Raw genomic sequence first — 16,965 nt, 5'->3', positions numbered from 1 at the left:
TCTGACGCGTGCTTGCAGTAGTTAAAGCTGAAAATATTCCAATGCTGTCTGACATTTAAAGTCAAAATTTCAATAAAGATCAAAATTAATTCTTCTTAATTCAAATTATTAGATTTACTGATATTTTTTATCCCTTGAATTGATGCTAATTTAAGGTCTTGATGTGCGAAAATGACGTGCGCTGCGAAGATAAAATTTATTTACACATGTATATGAAACAATACAACAACTTAGTGAATTTACCCAACTTCATCACAATGACTATAATGAACCCATCCTAGCTGTGAGTGTGTTTTTATGCCTCTACCTCGAACAGATTATTCTATAAAAATTAAACATACATTTCGTTCAGGTTTACTGCTTGGCCTTGGTTGTTTCAGTGGCTTTTTTAGCCCTACGGTACTTGCGCAAAGTATCAGTTATAGCCAAGCAGAACAAAGTCTACTCACTAGTTCTTTTAGCACTCAGGCCAACCAAGCGCTACAACAATCTGCCGAACTTCAAGCTCAGGCCATTAAAGGCCTTGGTTTACCTCGTGTGGATTTAAACGTCCGTGCCTATGCCTTTCATAATGAACTCGATATTCCTCTCGGCGCCTTAAAAAACAACTTAGAACAAACGCTGAGTAATGGCATTAATAATAAAATTGATGAAAGCTTACCGAGTGATTTGGCAGACCCATTAAAAGACAGTCTGCAACAGCCAATCCGTGATGGTGTCGGATTAATTCCAGATTCTTCCCAAGTGGTCTTAGATGATCAAGTGATCCGCCCTACCGTTTCCGTAATGATGCCGCTGTATACCGGTGGGTTAACGTCTAGCGCCAAGGAAATTGCCAATATTCAAGCCAAACGCAGCGCGATAAGCAGTGAACAACAACAAGATGTGCAACGTTTTGAATTAATCCAAGCCTACTTCAATGCTCAATTACAAAAAAAATTAGTCGAAAGCAGCCGCTTCAATTTAAATGCGATGCAACAACACTATGCCAATGCGCTCAAAATGGAACAACAGGGTTTTATTAGCAAAGGCCAGCGTATGCAATTTGAAGTGGCGAAGAATAATGCACTCAGAACTTTTCAAAATACTGAAGCGAATCTCCGCTCTAGCTTATTTAAGTTAAACAACTTAATGCAAAGCAGCCAAATTACTGATCTTACAACGCCATTATTTATCAATCAGCAACACAATCAAAATATAACCGCCTTACTAAAAAGTTATCAGGATCAGTCTAGTTTGGTGCGTAAAATGCAATTGGACAGTCAATTGGCTGGTGCTAATGTGAAAGCCCAAAGCGCAGCAAAAAAACCCAACGTCTTTGCATTTGGTGAATATAGTCTCGACGATAAACAAAACTGGATTGTTGGTGTTGCCGCTCGCTACAACTTATTTTCAGGTATTGATAAAAACAAATCCGTACAAGCTGCTGAACTTCAACGCTATGCATCTGAGTTAATGACTGAGCGTACCAAACAAGAAATTGAAAGCCTGATTTATAGCTCATTTAATGAAGTCACCAGCGCTCAACAAAGTCACCTGTTGTTGCAGCAAAACCTAAAAGCTGCTCAAGAAAATTTAAGAATTCAACAGCTTTCATTTAAAGAAGATATGGGAACAGCCACACAAGTCATTGATGCACAAAATGCATTGAACGGGCTACAAAGTGAAATGGCGCTAAATGCTTATAAATACGTGATGTCACTCGCAACACTGCTACAAAGTCACGGGAGCATTGACCAGTTCCAAAGCTATATCAATCAATCACACACCGACTATATTCGCTAAGTTTAGCCGAGGGGAAACAATATGAATCAGGAACCAACTGATCACCAAGAAGATGCCTCTGCGAATGCTGAAACATCCCAATCCAATGTCTCGAGTTCAAACGTTTCGTCTACAGCAAATACTGCTGACGATACTCAAGAAAAAGTGGCGACTAATACCGATGCAGAGACGAAAAAAAGCTCAGTGCAAAGTCGCAATAAATCTGCTTTGATCAAGCTCGTGATTGGCATTGTCTTAGTTCTGCTTCTGGCATTGATCGCATTTGGTCTATGGAAAAGTTATCAGCCTAAACAGGTTGAATTACAAGGTCGAGTAGAGGCAGAAACCATCCACATTAGTACCAAAGTACCCAGTCGTATCGAAGAAATATATGTGCATGACGGTGAAAAAGTACAAGCAGGTCAAGCACTGGTTCGTTTAACCAGCCCCGAAGTCGATGCAAAGAAACAACAGGCTTTAGCTGCTCTCCAATCTGCGCAAGCACTGCAATCCACAGCTGAACGTGGCTCTCAACAAGAAAATATTGATAGTTTATATGCCAATTGGCAAAGTCTAAAAGCACAGCAACAATTGGCGCAAACCACCTACCAACGTGGTCAAAACCTCTATAAAGAAGGTGTGATTTCACGACAACGCCGTGATGAAATGCAAGCTGCCGCAGTGTCTGCTGCGCAAATGACAGAAGCGTCTTATCAACAATATGCGCGTGCAAAACGTGGCAGTACACCGCAACAACAAAGCTCGGCAGATGCCCAAGTCAAGATTGCGCAAGCCGCGTTGGCCGAAGCAAATGCACTTGAGGCTGAAACCAAATTGTTTGCACCGTCCAATGGCACCATTTCAAAAACCTATGGCAAAGTTTCAGAATTAGTTGCGATGGGTGTGCCCGTTGTAAGCCTGATTCAAGATGATAGCTTATGGATTAGCTTAAATGTCCGTGAAGACCAGTATGCTCAAGTGTATCAACTCAAGACCATGCAAGGATTTATACCGGCGCTAAACAAATCTGCCGAGTTTAAAATTGATCACATCGAAGCCGAAGGTGAATTTGCAACGATTAAAACCACGCGGCAAACGGGCGGCTATGACATTCGTAGTTTTAAAGTCCAACTGAAACCCGCTCAGCCGATTGCTGACTTAAAAGTGGGTATGAGCGTTTTGTTTAAAATTGAAGAGCGTAAATAATGTTTAGGGGCATTCTGCGTGAGTTTCGCTATTTGATGCAGCATAAATGGGACTTGTGTATGGTCACACTTGCCCCTGCCCTTGTGATTTTGCTCTTTACCAATATGTTTGCTCAAGGCAAACCAGATCATTTACCCATCGCGATCATAGACCAAGATCAAAGCAGTTTAAGCCGTAACATTACTCATTTTGCGCAGCTGAACCATACCTTAAAAGTAGCCACCATTACACCCAGTATGGATGATGCTGAAAAGCTTTTAAATCAGACTCAAATTTGGGGCTATATTCATATTCCTGCTGGTGCAGAGCAACGACTGGTTCAAGCAAAAGATGCAGAAGTCAGCATTGCCTATAACCAAAGCTATTTTAGTGTCGGCAATAGTATTTCATCAGCCATGCTGCTAAGTACATTGCAAGCCATGGCCGATTTTAGTGGTCATCAGTATTTAGAAAATACAATTCCCTACCTCGATGCACCGACACCCAATGTCAAAATTTCACCTTTATATAATCCAGGTTTAAATTATGAGTTCTATTTAGAGCCGTACATGATTCCTGCGATTCTGCATTTATTACTGTGTTGCTGTGTCGCATTTTCGGTTGGTCAAGAAATCAAATATGGCACTGTAAATCAATGGGTGAATCCAAGTTCTATCTTTCAAGCTTTAATCGCTAAAAATCTCAGTTATGTTTTCATTTTTACCGCTTGGACATGGGCGTGGATGTTGTGGCTAATCGCGTTTCGAGGTTGGTTTGTTCAGGGTTCATTATTGCTCATTTTGCTCGGGCAATTGTTTTTTTATACAGCCTATGCCTTTATCAGCTCTACCGTAGTTTTGGCGACACGTGATCTCACCAAGTCCTTTGGTTTTATTGCGGTATATGGTGGCTCATCACTGAGTTTTGCAGGAGTGACATTGCCGCTGAATAACGCGCCGATGTTTACAAAATTCTGGGCCAATATTATTCCCTATACGCCTTATGCCAAATTACAAACAGAACAATGGGTCATTGGTAGCCCAATCTCTATTTCAATCACACCGCTTGTCACTCTGATCATTTACTGTCTGTTCTATTTGGTTCTTGCCAGCTTCTTTTTACGGAAAGTACTGAAGGAGCAAATCATATGAATAAAATCTTGTTATTTATAACAACTTTGCTCAGATACTATATTCAAAGCTTTAAAGATATTGTGAAGCACAGTTCGATTTTTACCACTTTGGTGCTTTCTGTTTTTCTTTATAGTTTTTTTTATCCCATTGCTTATCAAGCGGAACACGCAGAATCGCTCCCCATTATTGTGGTGGATGAGGAACAAAGCATACTCACCAATACGATTATTGGTGCTGTAGCCAATAGTCCCAATGTAGAAATTCGAGCTGTGACTGGTAATTTTGCGGAAGCTGAAAATATGCTCCGAAGTCAGCAAGCTGACGGGATTTTACTGTTGCCGAGTAATCTTTCAAATAGCATTCGCCGTGGTGAAACCGGTGGAATTGGTTTATATCTCAGTGCTGCAAACTTTCTAAAGACTCAAAAAATTGGCTTAGGTTTAGCCAGTTCTATGGAAAATGCCCTCGTCGAATATGCAGAAAAATTCCAGAACATATCTGATTTTAGCCCCGCTTTGTCGATTCATAAGATTCCATTATTTAATCCACTTTCAGGCTATGGCAGCTATATTTTCCCAGCGGTTGCTCCCTTAATTATTCATCAGACGATTTTATTGGGTCTGTGCATGCTTATTGCGACCTATCGACAAAACACCACATGGCGTCCAAGCTATACACAATTAGCTGGCATTTTCTTGTGTATTTTGACCATTGGAACTTTGGGGTGCTTCTATTTATTTGGTTTTACCTTTTGGCTGAATGACTATCCACGGGGTGGAAATTTTTGGGGCATGTTCATTGCTGTGCCCATCTTCCTCAGTTGTATTATTGCGATGACGCTCTATCTCGCCACCTTTCTTGACCTGCCAGAACGTGCAGGACATGTCATCGTTTTTAGTTCTATTCCGCTATTTCTACTTTCGGGAACGGCATGGCCGCATGCAGCTATGCCTGAATGGATGCAAATACTCGCTCAAGCATTACCTTCGACCCAAGGCATTCAAATGTTCCTTCAACTCAATCAGATGGGTGTACCTACAGCAATTGTCATCCCTAAATTGCTTTACCTCACAAGTATTGGACTGATTTTTTTATGTCTTGCTGTCTGGCGTTTAAAGTTTGCCAAAAGATAAAACTGTTTGTGCTGTAAGACATGTCTGGTCTCAAGCGAAATGCGTTCAAACCTATTCATCATAGACTCGAACGCTTTGTATCTAATCATGTCTCAAATTTAAATTCTTGCTGTCATCTATTAGCTGTATGCATTTGGCGTGACAGTCGATGCTTCATCCACTTGAATATCAAAATCATCTGCATCTGAGGTGATCTCAGTAACCAAATCATCTGATTCTTTTTCTGCAGCGTTTTCGAGCCAGAATCCTTTCACTTTATCGTTCCCATCATGACCTGCAAAGACCACACTCATATACAGTTCTTTTTGCGGATAATCATATTTATACACAATTGTTGTGGTCTTACCTTCTCCCAGCCGAGTATTTGCCATTCGCTGAATTACTTCCGCCTCAGCACTAGGTTGACCTGCAGGAATCAGCTTTTTCATACGTGAAAACAGCTCTGGATCTGCTAGCATCGCATCACGAACATTTTCTTCAACCAATACCAAAAAGCTGTCTTGATGGGGTTGGTGTAGTGCTGCGAATAATTTTTCTGACTTGATACGCTGTGAGCTTGTCTCACTTGGTAGGCTTGATTCGAATTTTGCAATCAAGAAATCGCCGATTTTTTCACAAGCCGTTATAGGTAAGATTAAAGCAATGATGACGACTAATTTTTTCAACACCGTACAAGCCCTCTGGTTATTATTAAAATATATAAAGTTAAAATTTAGTTCGGATAATCTGTGTGATTTATAGAATTTTCACTGATTTATCTGCCTCACAAGTATAAAGCAAACTTCTATATAAAAATGAAAAATACAGGCTCACAATTAGTTTTTCGATCTTTCTAGGCAAATCAGAGATTTTGTGAAGTGTTCATTAATAACTCAATTTTATTCGTTCTATAAATTAAACTTAATAATCAAATCGCTTATACAACTAAAAATGATAATTTATCGATCAAACAGTTTGGTTTTGATCAAAATCGTTGGCTGTATTCTCATATAAACTGCAAAATATTATCGTATTTATCTCCCAAATTATTCAGAACTTTTTGTCATGGCGGATTCAGTCTGTCTGCAACATTTGTTCGTGGATGACTGTGGGCTTTTTTCTCCCAAATCTGACATAAGAGCTGATGTATGAAAAAGATTAAGGTGAGCCTTGCCTGGCAAATCGTGATTGCTCTCATTCTAGGTATACTTGTTGGTGCTTTCCTACACTATTCTCCTGAATATCGTGATGCTTTAGTTAATAACTTTTTGACTCCTTTGGGCTCAATTTTTATTAACCTCATTAAGATGATCGTTATTCCGCTTGTTGTGTCGATGCTTATTTTAGGTATTGCCAATACAAGTCACGGTAGTAACTTAGGTAAACTAGGTTTCAAAACGATTATTTATTTTGAAATCATTACCACCGTTGCTATTTTAGTCGGTTTAGTTGCAGCCAACGTATTCCAACCTGGTGCCGGCATTAATATGTCTGCATTGACGCAAGTCGATATTTCAAAGTATCAAGAAACAACACATGAAGTCAGTGAACATTCTCATGGTTTGATTCAAACAATACTTTCACTTATTCCATCTAACTTTTTTGCAGCTTTGACGAGTGGTCAAATGCTCCCAATCATCTTTTTCTCTGTGATGTTTGGTGTAGGTTTAGGTGCGCTTGATCAGGAAGTAAAACAACCTTTAATTAAAGTGTTGACCGCTGTTTCTGAAACGATGTTTAAAGTTACGCACATGATCATGATGTTTGCACCTATTGGTGTATTCGGCTTGATTGCAGCGACTGTTGCGAATTTCGGCTTCAGCTCTCTTGTGCCACTGCTTAAGCTCGCAGTTTTAGTTTATGGTGCAATATTCTTCTTTATTTTTATAGTATTAGGTGCCGTTGCCAAGTTCTGTGGCTTCAGTGTTTGGGCCATTATCAAGATCTTAAAAGATGAATTGATTCTCGCGTATTCAACTGCAAGTTCTGAAACTGTCCTCCCCCGTATTATGGAAAAAATGGAAGCTTACGGTGCTCCGAAACCGATTACCAGTTTCGTGATTCCAATTGGCTATTCATTTAACCTCGATGGTTCGACCCTATATCAAAGTATTGCGGCTATCTTTATTGCTCAGCTTTACGGGATCGATCTGACAATCACCCAACAAGTGATTCTGGTCCTAACCTTGATGATTACCTCTAAAGGGATTGCAGGTGTACCTGGCGTTTCTTTCGTGGTCTTGCTAGCGACTCTCGGCAGTGTCGGTATTCCACTTGAAGGTCTGGCATTCATTGCGGGTATTGACCGTATTTTAGATATGGCACGTACTGTACTAAATGTGATTGGTAACGCGCTTGCGGTACTGGTGATCAGTAAATGGGAAGGCCAATTTGATACTGAAAAACAAAAAAATTATGCTGCTAATCTAAAAGATGCCGCTTAATTTTATGTCATAAAAAAGGACGCTTCGGCGTCCTTTTTTACAGCTTTGTTTTATTTTTCCAAACTTTATTTATTTTTTTCACCAAACACTGAAATATTAAAATCTCGAATTTTGTTACTTCCTTCGGGTTTATCAAAACTTACATCGTACTGTACAAGGTTTTTATTGGTATAACCGTACTCATAAGTGACCGTATATAAAGACGGCTTTTCAGTCGATTTTTCAATGTGCTTTGCCACTATATTTTTGCGTGAGTAATCTTGTTTCGGAATACCTCGTGCAAATTTACGCAGCTCTTTTTCATTCTGTTCAAACTTCGCTTTGAGTTCTGGTTCAAAGTAAGTGTACAGCTTTTCAAAATTGCCTTCACGTAATTGATCATAGGCAGCTTGGGCTACTTCAGTCTGTTCAACACTTGGGTCTGGTATTGCATTTAATGCTTTTTGGCCAATTTGGTCACAGCCGCCAAGCCCAATAAGTGAAGCCATTGCAAAATATTTTAATTTCATATTGTACTCATCAATCTAAAATTATCTGTCTATAAAAAAGGACGCCGTAGCGCCCTCTTTTCTAAATCTTCAATTAGTCTTCTTCAGGCTCATTGAGATCTGATTCATTGTCATTTTGATCAATAATCGTTGAGTCATCGACAAGCTGCTCAGTTTCGATTGCTTCCACTTCTTCAAAAGTTTCGTCTTCTTCAACTGCTTCGATCGCAACAACACCGACCAAGATTTCGCTTTCACCTAAACGGATCAAACGAACACCTTGAGCATTACGACCTGTTTGTGCCACTTCAGACGCACGTGTACGAACCAACGTACCACCATCTGAAATTAACATTAGCTCTTTAGACGCATCAATCGCTACCGCACCAACAAGTTCACCGTTACGTTCAGATGTTTTAATTGCAATAACACCTTTACCGCCACGTTTCTTAGTTGGGAAGTCATCTACTGGTGTACGTTTACCATAACCATTAGCTGAAGCACAAAGTACTTCACCAGTTTCCGGAACAACTACCAATGACACTATACGGCTAATGAGAGCTGAATCAGAGGTATCTTCATCATCAGACTCTACATCCGCATCTTCAGCGTCTTCAGCTTGAGCTGCTGCACCAATGGTCACGCGCATACCACGAACACCTTTGGCAGAACGACCCATTGAACGCACGTCAGTTTCTGCAAAACGAATGGCTTTACCTTCGTTTGAGAACAACATGATTTGTTGTTCGCCGTCGGTAATGGCAACACCGATTAAGGTGTCATCACCATTGAGTTCAATCGCGCGTAGACCGTTTGAACGAACATTCGAGAATTGTTCTAACTCAACACGTTTAATCGTACCGTATTCTGTTGCCATAAATACGTAGAAGTTTTTACGAACGGCTTCCGCTTGCTGTGCAAAGTCATTGATGATTTCATCATCAAGATCAGTCGTAGACAACTCTAGACCCAATTGTTTCAACTGAATACGAAGTGCGTCAGATAAATCATCTGCACCATCTTCAGTCTCAGCAAGTGCAGCTTCTAAGCCCGCAAAATGACTATTAATCACTTCATTGGTTTGTAACTGTGCACTATTGGCTTTTACAAATACTTTAAAGTCAGCCAAACGTTCTTTAAATTTCTTCGGCGCATCGACCACTGGTAAAATAGCGGTGATGGTTTCGTTTTCATCTAATGGCAATAAGTTCACCATCGGACGACCTTTCGCACCACGAGATGCTTGAGGCACTTCATAGACTTTCAGACGATAAACTTTACCTACATTGGTAAAGCAAAGCACTGTTGCGTGGTTTGAAGTCACGATCAAATGTTGGATGTAATCGTCTTCTTTCATTGAAGTTGCAGACTTACCACGTCCACCACGACGCTGTGCAGCGTAGTCTGACAATGGTTGAGTTTTTGCATAACCTGATTTAGAAACAGTCAGTACCATTTGCTCTTCAGGGATTAAATCTTCACGAGAGAAGTCGATACGTGATTCCACGATATCGGTACGACGTGCATCGCCATATTGTTGAAGGATTAAAGCCAATTCTTCTTTAATTACGTTCATCAATAAGTTGAAATCGTTCAAAATTGCCGTGTATTCAGCAATTTGACCAAGAATTTCTGTATATTCAGCTTGTAACTTGTCTTGTTCTAGACCGGTTAAGCGATGTAAACGAAGTTCTAAGATCGCACCTACTTGGGTTGGAGACAGACGATAAATATCACCTGTTAAACCAAATGGACGTGCTGGATCTTCGCCTTCAATTTCATCTGGACGGACAGATACCGCGCCTGCTTTTTCAAGCAAGGCAACAACACCACCGCCTGCCCACTCGCCCGCTTGTAAACGTTCGCGCGCTTCGCTTGGGTTTGCAGATGTTTTGATGGTTTCAATGATCGCATCGATATTTGCGAGTGCAACCGTCAAACCTTCTAAGATATGTCCACGTTCACGTGCTTTACGCAGTTCGAACATGGTACGACGTGTAACCACTTCCTGACGGTGACGGATAAACGCTGCAATAATATCTTTCAAGTTCATTAACTTAGGCTGACCATTATCGAGGCAGACCATGTTAATGCTGAATGAATTTTCTAATTGGGTATTTTGGAATAGGTTATTTACAATCACCTCAGCGTTTTCACCACGCTTCAAGTCAATTGCAATACGCATCCCTTCTTTATCTGATTCATCACGAAGTTCAGAAATACCTTCAAGTTTTTTCTCTTTAACCAACTCAGCAATACGTTCAATGGTTTTTGCTTTGTTAACTTGATAAGGAATTTCCGTGAAGACAATCGTGCTACGGCCCGATTTTTGATCTTCTTCAATGTGATATTTACCACGGATATGCAAACGGCCTTTACCAGTACGGTATGCATCGACAATGCCTGATTTACCATAAATGATACCGCCTGTAGGGAAATCTGGACCAGAAATGTGCTCCATTAACCCTTCAATGCTGATGTGCGGATCGTTAGCATAAGCAAGACATGCATTAATGACTTCTGTCATGTTATGCGGAGCCATATTGGTTGCCATACCTACAGCAATACCAGCTACACCGTTAATCAACAAGTTAGGCACACGTGTTGGCATGACTTGTGGAATACGTTCAGAACCGTCGTAGTTGTCTTCCCACTCTACGGTATCTTTCTCAAGATCCGCTAAAAGTTCGTGGGTTAATTTACGCATACGAACTTCGGTATAACGCATTGCTGCTGCACTGTCACCATCGACAGAACCGAAGTTACCCTGACCATCAACCAATTGATAGCGTAAACTGAAATCTTGAGCCATACGAACAATGGTTTCGTATACAGCTAAGTCACCATGTGGGTGATATTTACCGATGACGTCACCGACTACACGGGCAGACTTTTTGTAAGCTTTGTTGTAGTCATTGCCCAATTCGTGCATTGCAAAAAGCACACGACGGTGAACAGGTTTGAGACCATCTCGGACATCTGGCAACGCACGTGACACAATCACGCTCATTGCATAATCGAGATATGAGCTCTTCAGTTCATCCTCAATGGCAATCGGTCTAATTTCCGATACGCTCATGCATACTCCTTGTTATACAAGCAGAATTCTGCCCGCATTTATATATCGTAAATCTGTAAAAATTAGTTCAAAAAATACTGAACCAATATCAAAAATCAAGTCGGACAGTATAGCATAAAAACCCTGATTTTTGTGCCAATCATCTTGCACTAGAACCATGATTTTTTGTATTTATTTTAAGCATTTTGATTTTATTTGCTGTGAAAAAAACCTCTACGAATAGAGGTTGTTTAATGTTCAAAATATTTCTTTTCGAAGCTTCAAATTTAGACCCATAAATGTGATAAAAATCACTCTTTATGATATTGCATGACCTCTAATTCTTGAGGCACATGATCATGCTGCAACCATGGGTATGCTGTTAAAAACAAACCAAAAATAAGCGGAAATTCATAAACTTCTTCGATGAAATCTTTATAAGCCAAATCGTACAAAAATAAAAAACTAAGACTTCGACTATGCTCAACTGCATCAGAAATAAATAAGCCCAATATCACCAAGCCGAATGGCCAAATTGGCAAAGCCAAGGTTTTTAAGTTACGTGCGATTTCTTGGCGTAAATAAGGCGAAAACAGCATAAAAACCACAGGTGCAATCATGAATACCGAAATTAAACGAAAATACGGTTTAGGCACATCAGGAAAATAGTCACGCCCCCAACTAATACTACGACCAAATAGCAACAACCACCATGCAACAGCCCACAACCAAAATTGTTTCTTTCCATCTTGCATTTCAAGTGGTCGAATATAGAAAAAAGTATATATCGCAAAAAACAGCAATAACAATGCTTGAACCGATTCAACTGCTGTAACGGTCATTCCATCAAATAAAGAAAAAGAGACACTTTGTAAAACAGGAAAAAGTAAACAGCAGATCATCAGCACCAATACACTGACTGGTAACTGAAAATCAAATTTCAAAGGGAGACTCCGCCTAAAGGGCAAGTTCAATAAAAAAGCAATGTTAACAAAAAATATATAATCCTTTAAGCTTGCTTTAAGTTTAAGATTCAAACTTGAAGGATAAATTTTATTATTTTATTTTAAATCTATGTATTTTTTATAATTTATTAATTTCCATCCTATTACCAAGCGATTGCGCCTGCTTACTTACCATTTAAGTTTTAACATACAAATAGCTTACGCTACAGTAGTGTCTAATACCAATAATAAGAAACATCACATGAATGTTAAACTACTAAACTAAGAATCCCTACCCTCATAAGCATGAAACATCTAAGTGCAATTTATATATGTACATTTACGTATAATTAATCGATTAAACATAACCAAGAAGACCTACTAATTCTTCAAACAATAAAAACGCCCCTAAACCATAAGCTTAGGAGCGTTTTGAACTGCGTTCAGAAATTAGATTTTAGATACTAATTCTGGAACTACAGTGTTCAAGTCACCCACTAACCAGTAGTCAGCTACTGAGTTAATTGGCGCTTCTTCGTCTTTGTTGATCGCAACGATCACTTTAGATTCCTTCATACCTGCCAAGTGCTGAATCGCACCTGAGATACCTACAGCGATGTACAAGTCAGGAGCAACGATTTTACCTGTTTGACCCACTTGCATATCGTTTGGTACGAAACCAGCATCAACAGCAGCACGAGATGCGCCTTGCGCAGCACCAAGCTTGTCCGCTAATGGATCAAGTACAGTGTGATAGTTTTCACCTGAACCAACACCACGACCGCCTGAAACAACTATACGCGCAGCTGTTAATTCTGGACGTTCAGATTTCACGATTTCTTCAGAAACGAACTTAGAAATACCAGCATCACCAGTAGATGCAACAGCTTCAACTGCAGCAGAGCCGCCTTCGCTTGCAACAGCATCAAATGCAGTACCACGAACAGTCGCAACTACAACAGACTCGCCAGACTCTACAGTTGCAATCGCGTTGCCTGCATAGATTGGACGTTTGAAAGTTTTAGGACCTTCAACAGCAATGATGTCAGTGATCATGCTTACGTCAAGTAGCGCAGCAGCACGTGGAAGTACGTTTTTACCTGTTGTTGTTGAAGCAGCAAGGATGTGAGTGTAACCCGCACCGATAGAAGCAACTAATTTAGCAACGTTTTCAGCCAATTGATTAGCATAAGCAGCGTCGTCAGCAAGTAATACTTTGCTTACACCCGCAACTTTAGCTGCTTGGTCTGCAACTGCTTGAGCGCCTGAACCAGCTACTAATACAGTGATATCACCACCGATTTTTTGCGCTGCAGCAACAACGTTAAGAGTTGCACCATTTAGTGCTTTGTTGTCGTGCTCAGCGATAACTAAAATACTCATGATTTTTATCCTTCTGTATTAGATCACTTTCGCTTCGTTTTTCAATTTATCTACAAGCTCGTCTACAGACTTCACTTGTATGCCCGCTTTACGTTCTGCAGGAGCTTCAACTTTAACAGTTTTAAGCTTAGTCGCAGGTGAAACGCCATAATCAGCAGGTGACTTAGTATCAAGCGGTTTTTTACGCGCTTTCATGATGTTTGGAAGAGCAGCATAACGTGGCTCATTCAAACGTAAGTCAGTTGTGATGATTGCAGGAAGTGCAAGTTCAACAGTTTGTAAACCACCGTCGATTTCACGAGTCACTTGTACTTTATCGCCTTCAACTTTAACTTCTGAAGCGAAAGTACCTTGGCCAGCACCTAAAAGCGCACCAAGCATCTGACCAACTTGGTTAGAGTCGTCATCAATTGCTTGTTTACCAAGAAGGATCAATTGAGGTTGTTCAGCGTCTACAACACCTTTTAGGATTTTTGCAACTTCAAGTGCACCTAACTGGCTGTCGTCAGCCTCAACAAGGATACCGCGGTCTGCACCAAGCGCCATAGAAGAACGGATTTGTTCTTGAGCTTCTTTAGGACCAATAGAAACAACAACGATTTCTGAAACAGTTCCTTTTTCTTTTAAACGAACCGCTTCTTCCACTGCGATTTCACAGAATGGGTTAATTGACATTTTAACGTTCGTTAAGTCAACACCACTGTTGTCCGGCTTAACGCGAACTTTAACGTTGGCATCAACCACACGTTTTACAGCAACAAGAGCCTTCATGTAATCCTCGGCTGTTTTAGCAAATGTAAATGTTGAGAAAAGTTATATTAACTCTTCACTTTAAATTTTTTAGGTGCCCTATCTTGCAATGTGTACGGCATTTCGGTCAAGTCACAATTATCGAAAGACCTGTAAAAAAGCGTAATTTCCTTGAACTTATCGTTCACATTTTTTAGAGAATGGTTCAGTTATCCAAAAAAACGCATTATTCAGTTATTTTTTAAGCATTGATTTTTATTATTTTTTTACTTGATTTAGCTCATCAAAAGATCTGATTTAATATCAATTTTCGATCAATCTTTCTGAAATAGAGCTTTCCCTCTACACATTCGGCAACATATCTAAACTTGTCATTTAAGATAGAAGCATAATGAATTTAGCGCTAATTTCACTTTTCCGAAGCTAATTGGTGGGTTTTTCTCTCTTTCTTATTCTTAATATGTGTCGATATTCACCACATATAAAAAAACCTCCGCCTTCACGAAGGTTTTAGTTAAGGCAATTATTTCTATTTACATTTGCTGTTTTTAATTGGCAATTAACCATGTCGCAGCAAGAGCCAATAAACCGCCTGATGTACCATCAACCCACTTTTGTTTGCGTTCATCAATTTCAGTTTTTTGTGTAATACGTGCAAAGACCACACTTAAACTACAATACACCACAAAAATCAGCCCAATAAAAATGAAGGACAAAATCAAACCTTGACTCACGGTATTCGCTGATTTATCGATAAATTGCGGCAAAATTGCAAAATAAATCAACATACCTTTCGGGTTCAGCAAAGCCGTAAAAAAGCCTTTTTTAATCGTGTTTGACGCTGACTTTTTCTCAATACTTAATTTTTTACTGCTAAATACTGAACGTAGCAAATGCGTCGCCAAATATAAAAGATAAGCAATCCCCAACCAGCGGATTGTTTCAAACAGTAGTGGAAATGACACGATAATCGCAGCAATACCCAATGCCACCAAAATCGAGTGAACCAAATAACCTGAACACACACCTACTGTAGCCATCATGCCTGCTTTTGCATCCTTACCCATCACTTGTGACAGGATAAAAAGCATATCGGGTCCTGGTGTGAAAATAAGGGGAATTACCGTTAAGGCAAATAAAGCAAATACAGACATTTCAATTTTCCCTTTCTATGTCCTGAAAGTGAAATTAGTATGTTTGAATCGCTTTAAAATAGGATATCAAATATTCTATAATAGATATTATTTTTAGAATTATATTCTATTTTATGAAGACACCTTCTAAGTCAATTCTAGTTAAACTGGATCGTATTGATAAAAATATCATTCGCGCACTTCAAAATAATGGTCGTATGCAAAATAATGACTTAGCCAAGGAAATTGGACTCTCTCCTTCTTCTTGTTTACGTCGGGTCAAATTACTCGAAGAAGCAGGTGTGATTCAGAATTACACCACCGTGGTCGATCCACAAAAGATTGGCTTTCAATTAATTTTGTTCTCTCGTATTTGGTTAACTGGGCAAGATGCTGAAACCATCGATACTTTTATCGAAGCCATGAAAGAACTTCCTCAAGTCATGGAGTGCTATATTATTTTGGGTGAGTGCGATGCAATGCTCAAAGTTGTGGTGCCTGACCTAGAAAGTTACCGTAAATTTCAGTCTACTCACTTAACCAAGAAAAATGGCATCACTAGTGTAAAGACTGATTTACCTAGCCAAATCATCAAACAAAGCTTCCAGTTACCGTTAGAAGATTTATAAACAGAAATTGGTCTGCCAACGAGCAACTCAAGCATTAGAAACGACGAGGCTGATACTACAAGCTTGGCAATATAGTAACGCAGTTATTCACAGCCTCGAATGCAAATACCTAGCTATGCGGTATTTACTTATATTTTAAGCAAAGAAAAATAATGATTTGCGGCAAATGAACGAACACAATCTAAGGAACCTTTGAGATTAATTTCTTAAACAAGAATACGACTGATTGGATTTACAGGCTCTCGCTATCAAAACTGAGCGAATTGATTACTGAACAGCAAAATGGGTTTACATTTAGAGATTTTGTTTAGCATCATAAGTTTTGCAAAGACGTCCACTAGCTTATCTCAAATGTTTATTTGAAAGCTTAAAACCAAACGAGGTAGACACTTTAACGCTCTGCTCATAAACATCACAACATGTCATGGTGCGGGTGATATAAGGGCTAAACATCCAAATCCAATGAAGATAGCCCATGAGTTGTTTATTTGACCAATGGTTTAGGCTGGCTGATTTTCCAAAAAGTCACGATGGATGTGGCTTAGGTCAATAAGTTCATATTGTGCCAAATCAAAAATACGCCAAATGGTGAGGGCATCTTCTTTGCTGTCAAATTTTACAGTTGCTTTATTGCTAAGCTGCCACTGTTTATCCGAAATCCAAATAAAATATTGGCCCGTCGCAGCATTAAACGCCTGAACTTTACCATCGGCATTAATCCCTTGAAGCTGTGAACCTTCTGGTAATACAGCTTCTATTTCAGGCAAACCAATTTCAACGAAGTGCTTGATTTGGCGTAAGCCGTATCCTGCAAAAATTTCTTTTTGCTGACCATTTAACTGGTCATATTTTTCTTGAATATCTGAAATCATGGTATGGCCTATATATTTTTTTAACGGTACAGCAATTTAGTAAATAGCGAATTTCACTTCGGCACTTACG

Annotated in this window: 14 protein-coding genes; 6 read left to right on the top strand and 8 right to left on the bottom strand. The window is 39.6% G+C overall.

Features of this window, described 5'->3' with window-relative positions; genetic code table 11:
- Nucleotides 1-297: 297 nt before the first annotated feature.
- The 4 genes from FTU77_RS14065 to FTU77_RS14050 are packed head-to-tail and all read left to right on the top strand — an operon-like array spanning nt 298 to nt 5,215.
- Nucleotides 298-1,785 (top strand): TolC family protein, encoded by a 1,488-nt coding sequence (locus FTU77_RS14065; protein ID WP_180003318.1) that lies wholly within the window; start codon nt 298-300, stop codon nt 1,783-1,785.
- A gap of 21 nt (nt 1,786-1,806) precedes the next feature.
- Nucleotides 1,807-2,970, top strand: a complete 1,164-nt coding sequence (locus FTU77_RS14060) for an HlyD family secretion protein (RefSeq protein ID WP_180056060.1) — start codon at nt 1,807-1,809, stop codon at nt 2,968-2,970.
- Nucleotides 2,970-4,100, top strand: coding sequence for an ABC transporter permease (locus FTU77_RS14055; RefSeq protein ID WP_180056059.1), 1,131 nt, complete (start codon nt 2,970-2,972; stop codon nt 4,098-4,100). Before FTU77_RS14060 ends, FTU77_RS14055 begins: the two co-directional genes overlap by 1 nt.
- 17 nt (nt 4,101-4,117) lie before the next feature.
- Nucleotides 4,118-5,215, top strand: a complete 1,098-nt coding sequence (locus tag FTU77_RS14050; RefSeq protein WP_180056068.1) for an ABC transporter permease — start codon at nt 4,118-4,120, stop codon at nt 5,213-5,215.
- A gap of 119 nt (nt 5,216-5,334) precedes the next feature.
- Here FTU77_RS14050 and FTU77_RS14045 read toward each other — a convergent pair whose 3' ends face one another.
- Nucleotides 5,335-5,883, bottom strand: a complete 549-nt coding sequence (locus tag FTU77_RS14045; protein ID WP_180039639.1) for a hypothetical protein — start codon at nt 5,881-5,883, stop codon at nt 5,335-5,337.
- Between the two features lie 459 nt (nt 5,884-6,342).
- On the opposite strand from FTU77_RS14045, the gene gltP reads away from it, so the two are divergent.
- The gene (gene gltP, locus FTU77_RS14040; protein WP_180056058.1) at nt 6,343-7,638 is read left to right on the top strand and encodes a glutamate/aspartate:proton symporter GltP; all 1,296 of its coding nucleotides are present in this window, start codon (nt 6,343-6,345) and stop codon (nt 7,636-7,638) included.
- Between the two features lie 65 nt (nt 7,639-7,703).
- On the opposite strand, the gene FTU77_RS14035 is transcribed toward gltP, so the two are convergent.
- The 6 genes from FTU77_RS14035 to FTU77_RS14010 form a co-directional block, all read right to left on the bottom strand.
- Complete coding sequence (locus FTU77_RS14035) at nt 7,704-8,147, bottom strand: DUF3887 domain-containing protein (RefSeq protein WP_180056057.1); 444 nt, start codon at nt 8,145-8,147, stop codon at nt 7,704-7,706.
- 73 nt (nt 8,148-8,220) lie between these two features.
- Nucleotides 8,221-11,205, bottom strand: a complete 2,985-nt coding sequence (gyrA, locus tag FTU77_RS14030; protein WP_180049048.1) for a DNA gyrase subunit A — start codon at nt 11,203-11,205, stop codon at nt 8,221-8,223.
- A 290-nt stretch (nt 11,206-11,495) separates the two neighbouring features.
- Entirely contained in the window at nt 11,496-12,128 is a 633-nt protein-coding gene (locus FTU77_RS14025; protein ID WP_180056056.1) for a hypothetical protein, read from the bottom strand.
- Between the two features lie 450 nt (nt 12,129-12,578).
- Entirely contained in the window at nt 12,579-13,511 is a 933-nt protein-coding gene (locus FTU77_RS14020) for an FAD-binding protein (RefSeq protein WP_111883923.1), read from the bottom strand.
- 18 nt (nt 13,512-13,529) lie between these two features.
- Entirely contained in the window at nt 13,530-14,282 is a 753-nt protein-coding gene (locus tag FTU77_RS14015) for an electron transfer flavoprotein subunit beta/FixA family protein (protein ID WP_180003340.1), read from the bottom strand.
- Nucleotides 14,283-14,809: 527 nt separating this feature from the next.
- Nucleotides 14,810-15,415 carry a LysE family translocator gene (locus FTU77_RS14010; protein ID WP_180056055.1) on the bottom strand — a complete coding sequence of 202 codons (606 nt, stop codon included), beginning with the start codon at nt 15,413-15,415 and terminating at the stop codon, nt 14,810-14,812.
- 113 nt (nt 15,416-15,528) lie between these two features.
- On the opposite strand from FTU77_RS14010, the gene FTU77_RS14005 reads away from it, so the two are divergent.
- Nucleotides 15,529-16,023, top strand: a complete 495-nt coding sequence (locus FTU77_RS14005; protein ID WP_180056054.1) for an Lrp/AsnC family transcriptional regulator — start codon at nt 15,529-15,531, stop codon at nt 16,021-16,023.
- A 500-nt stretch (nt 16,024-16,523) separates the two neighbouring features.
- Here the strand turns inward: FTU77_RS14005 and FTU77_RS14000 are convergent, their stop codons facing one another.
- The gene (locus FTU77_RS14000; protein ID WP_078190406.1) at nt 16,524-16,895 is read right to left on the bottom strand and encodes a hypothetical protein; all 372 of its coding nucleotides are present in this window, start codon (nt 16,893-16,895) and stop codon (nt 16,524-16,526) included.
- Nucleotides 16,896-16,965: the final 70 nt, after the last annotated feature.

It is taken from the genome of Acinetobacter sp. YH12142 (assembly GCF_013418435.1).
Classification (GTDB): domain Bacteria; phylum Pseudomonadota; class Gammaproteobacteria; order Pseudomonadales; family Moraxellaceae; genus Acinetobacter; species Acinetobacter amyesii.
This window is presented reverse-complemented; position numbering and strand designations above follow the sequence as displayed.